Annotated in this window: 4 protein-coding genes and 1 pseudogene; all 5 read left to right on the top strand. The window is 59.4% G+C overall.

Annotated elements, in window-relative coordinates:
* Positions 1-125: 125 nt before the first annotated feature.
* A pseudogene (locus tag ACWYRJ_RS20545) lies at positions 126-491 on the top strand (spermidine/putrescine ABC transporter substrate-binding protein); the annotation flags it as partial.
* 17 nt (positions 492-508) lie between these two features.
* Entirely contained in the window at positions 509-1,522 is a 1,014-nt protein-coding gene (locus tag ACWYRJ_RS20540) for an ABC transporter ATP-binding protein (RefSeq protein WP_111963677.1), read from the top strand.
* Between the two features lie 7 nt (positions 1,523-1,529).
* Entirely contained in the window at positions 1,530-2,468 is a 939-nt protein-coding gene (locus ACWYRJ_RS20535; RefSeq protein WP_376708929.1) for an ABC transporter permease, read from the top strand.
* Entirely contained in the window at positions 2,458-3,264 is an 807-nt protein-coding gene (locus ACWYRJ_RS20530; protein WP_029741505.1) for an ABC transporter permease, read from the top strand. Before ACWYRJ_RS20535 ends, ACWYRJ_RS20530 begins: the two co-directional genes overlap by 11 nt.
* Before the next feature lie 24 nt (positions 3,265-3,288).
* Positions 3,289-4,320, top strand: a 1,032-nt coding sequence (locus ACWYRJ_RS20525; RefSeq protein ID WP_455508525.1) for an aldehyde dehydrogenase family protein, incomplete at its 3' end; no start/stop codon positions are given.

Genomic DNA, 4,320 nt, shown 5'->3' with positions numbered 1-4,320 from the left:
ATGGCCCTGGTACGAGCGCTGAACAAAATGACGAAAGCAGGTATGCCTGAAAGCGTGCGTATTGCCTGAAAACACAACCCGCTACGGGGGAGACTTACCCGAAATCTGATTTATTCAACAAAGCCGCGAATGCCCTGAAGGCTGAGAACCAGCCTATTGCAACCGTCTTCCCGAAAGAGGGGGTGACCGGCTGGGCGGACACCACCATGCTGCACGCACAGGCTAAACACCCGATGTGCGCCTACAAGTGGATGAACTGGTCGCTGACGCCGAAAGTTCAGGGCGATCTGGCAGCATGGTTTGGCTCCCTGCCCGTGGTACCGGAAGGGTGTAAAGCCAGCACGCTGCTGGGCGATAAAGGCTGTGAAACAAACGGATATAACGAGTTCGACAAAATCATGTTCTGGAAAACCCCCATCGCAGAAGGCGGCAAGTTTGTCCCTTACAGCCGCTGGACGCAGGATTACATCGCCATCATGGGCGGTCGTTAATTGCCCGGGAGCAGAACATGACGTACGCAGTCGAGTTTAACAATGTTTCCCGTCTGTACGGCGACGTCCGGGCGGTGGATGGGGTCACCATTGCGATCCGCGACGGAGAGTTTTTCTCCATGCTGGGGCCTTCGGGCTCCGGCAAAACCACCTGCCTGCGTCTGGTAGCGGGTTTTGAACAGCTGTCAGGCGGGACGATTTCTATCTTCGGTAAAGAAGCGAGCGAACTGCCCCCCTGGGAGCGGGACGTGAACACCGTGTTTCAGGATTATGCGCTGTTCCCGCATATGTCGATCCTCGACAATGTCGCCTACGGGCTGATGGTCAAAGGCATCGACAAGAAAAAACGCCATGCGCAGGCCCGTGATGCCCTGGAAAAAGTGGGCCTGAGTTTCGCCGTTGCCCGCAAACCTTCGCAACTTTCCGGCGGCCAGCGGCAGCGTGTCGCCATCGCCCGCGCGCTGGTCAATGAGCCGCGCGTCCTGCTGCTGGATGAGCCCTTAGGTGCGCTCGATCTCAAACTGCGTGAACAGATGCAGTTCGAGCTGAAGAAGCTTCAGCAGGAACTCGGCATCACCTTCATTTTCGTCACCCACGATCAGGGTGAAGCCCTTTCGATGTCAGACCGGGTGGCGGTGTTTAATAACGGGCGCATCGAGCAGGTGGACACCCCGCGCGATCTCTACATGCGTCCGCGCACGCCGTTTGTCGCGAGTTTTGTGGGCACTTCCAACGTCTTTGATGCAGGACTAGCGCACAAAATTTGCGGCATGGAAGGCAGCTATTCCCTGCGTCCGGAACATATCCGTCTTAACGAGGGCGGAGACGTTCAGGTTCAGGGCATCGTGCAGGCCGTTCAGTACCAGGGGGCGGCCACGCGGCTGGAGCTGAAGCTTGCCGATGGCGCCAAACTGCTGGTGAGCCAGGCCAATCTCAGTGAAACCTCGCCGCTGAGCGGCATTGCGCCGGGGCAGGCGGTGATGGCGTCGTGGTCACGCGAGGCGATGATTCGCCTGCATGAGGAGAGGTGAAATGTCTATGAGTGTCGCGCATCCTCCCGCCTCGCACGGCCGCTTCAGCCGAATGACGGCGCTGTTCTGGCGGAAACCGTCGCTCGGCCTGTTCCTGCTTCTGCTCGCGCCGCTCATGTGGTTTGGCATCGTCTATTTAGGATCGCTTCTGACCCTGCTGTGGCAAGGTTTCTACACCTTTGACGATTTCACCATGGCGGTCACGCCGGACCTGACCCTGGCGAACATTCAGGCGCTCTTCAACCCGGCAAACTATGACATCATCCTGCGAACCTTAACGATGGCGATTGCGGTGACTATTGCCAGCGCCATCCTCGCATTCCCGATGGCCTGGTACATGGCGCGATACACCCGCGGCAAGTGGAAAGCGTTTTTCTATATCGCTGTCATGCTGCCGATGTGGGCGAGCTACATCGTCAAAGCCTACGCCTGGACGCTGCTGCTGGCGAAGGACGGCGTGGCGCAATGGTTTCTCAACCATCTCGGGCTGGAGCCGATTCTGACCTCACTCCTGACGCTCCCGGCGATTGGCGGCAACACCTTGTCCACCTCGGGGCTGGGACGGTTTTTGGTCTTCGTTTACATCTGGCTGCCGTTTATGATCCTGCCCGTCCAGGCAGCGCTGGAACGCCTGCCGGCCTCGCTGCTGCAGGCCTCGGCCGACCTCGGCGCCCGCCCGCGCCAGACCTTTCGCTACGTCGTTCTGCCGCTGGCCATTCCGGGCATTGCGGCGGGGTCCATTTTCACCTTCTCCCTGACGCTGGGGGATTTTATCGTTCCGCAGCTGGTGGGGCCGCCGGGCTACTTCATCGGTAACATGGTCTACTCCCAGCAGGGCGCCATTGGCAATATGCCCATGGCCGCCGCGTTCACGCTGGTTCCCATCGTGCTGATTTCTCTTTATCTGGCGTTCGTGAAACGTCTGGGAGCATTCGATGCACTCTGAACGCGCACCGCTGTTCCTGAAAGTGGCAGCGTGGGGAGGCGTCATCTTCCTGCACTTCCCGCTGCTGATTATCGCGACCTACGCCTTCAACACCGAAGACGCCGCTTTCAGCTTTCCGCCTCAGGGGCTAACGCTGAAGTGGTTTAGCGTGGCGGCGGGGCGCGGCGATATTATCGAATCCGTGACGTTGTCACTTCAAATTGCCGCGCTTTCCACCGCCATTGCCCTTGTGCTTGGCACGCTTGCTGCAGCGGCGCTGTGGCGAAGCGAGTTTTTTGGCAAGAATGCGATCTCTCTGCTGCTGCTGTTACCGATTGCGTTACCGGGGATCATCACCGGCCTGGCGCTGCTGACGGCCTTCAAAACGATCGACCTTGAGCCGGGCTTTTTCACCATCGTGGTGGGACACGCCACCTTTTGCGTGGTGGTGGTGTTTAACAACGTAATTGCACGGTTCAGGCGCACCTCCTGGAGTCTGGTCGAAGCGTCGATGGATCTCGGGGCCGACGGATGGCAAACCTTCCGCTATGTGGTGCTGCCCAATCTGGGTTCAGCGCTGCTGGCCGGGGGTATGCTGGCGTTTGCCCTGTCGTTTGACGAGATAATCGTCACAACATTTACGGCGGGACACGAGCGCACGTTACCGCTGTGGTTGCTCAACCAGCTCGGGCGTCCGCGCGACGTGCCGGTCACCAACGTCGTGGCTCTGCTGGTGATGCTGGTGACAACTATCCCCATTCTGGGAGCCTGGTGGCTAACCCGCGACGGCGAAAACATTGCCGGCAGCGGGAAATAACAGTGAATTCAACAGGAAAATGCTATGCAAAAACATCTGCTGATAAACGGTGAACTGGTTGCCGGAGAGGGTGAGAAACAGCCGGTTTATAACCCGGCCACCGGAGAGGTGCTGCTGGAGATTGCTGAGGCGTCAGCGGCCCAGGTCGACGCGGCGGTTCAGGCGGCCGACCGTGCTTTTGTGGCGTGGGGACAAACGACGCCGAAAACCCGCGCCGAGAGCCTGCTGAAGCTGGCGGATGCGATTGAAGCCCACGGCGAGGAGTTTGCCCGGCTCGAATCCCTCAACTGCGGCAAGCCGCTGCACTGCGCTCTGGGTGATGAAATTCCGGCGGTGGTTGACGTTTTCCGTTTCTTTGCCGGGGCCGCCCGCTGCCTTAACGGGCTGGCCGCCGGAGAGTACCTTGACGGCCATACGTCGATGATCCGCCGCGACCCGGTGGGCGTGGTTGCCTCTATTGCACCATGGAACTACCCGCTGATGATGGCAGCCTGGAAACTGGCACCCGCGCTGGCGGCAGGGAACTGCGTGGTGATTAAGCCCTCTGAGATTACGCCCCTGACCGCGCTTAAGCTGGGAGAGCTGGCAAAAGATATCTTTCCGGCGGGCGTTCTTAACGTGCTGTTTGGTCGGGGCAAAACGGTCGGCGATCCGCTTACCGGACATGAAAAAGTCCGTATGGTCTCGCTGACCGGTTCAATTGCTACCGGGGAACATATCATCGGCCATACGGCGTCCTCCATTAAACGCACCCACATGGAGCTGGGCGGTAAAGCGCCGGTGATCGTGTTTGATGATGCCGACCTGGATGCGGTCGTCGAAGGGGTGAGGACGTTTGGCTTCTACAACGCCGGGCAGGACTGTACCGCCGCCTGTCGTATCTACGCGCAAAAGGGCATTTACGCCGCGCTGGTGGAAAAACTGGGTGCTGCGGTTGCGAGCCTGAAAATGGGCGCACCCGAGGACGAATCAACCGAGCTGGGGCCGCTGAGTTCGGCGGCACATTTATCCCGCGTGTGCAAAGCGGTGGATGAGGCCAAAGCCCTGAGCCACGTC

This window comes from Enterobacter sp., assembly GCF_977039595.1.
Note: the sequence above shows the minus strand (reverse complement) of the source record. Positions and strands in the feature narration are given on the sequence as shown.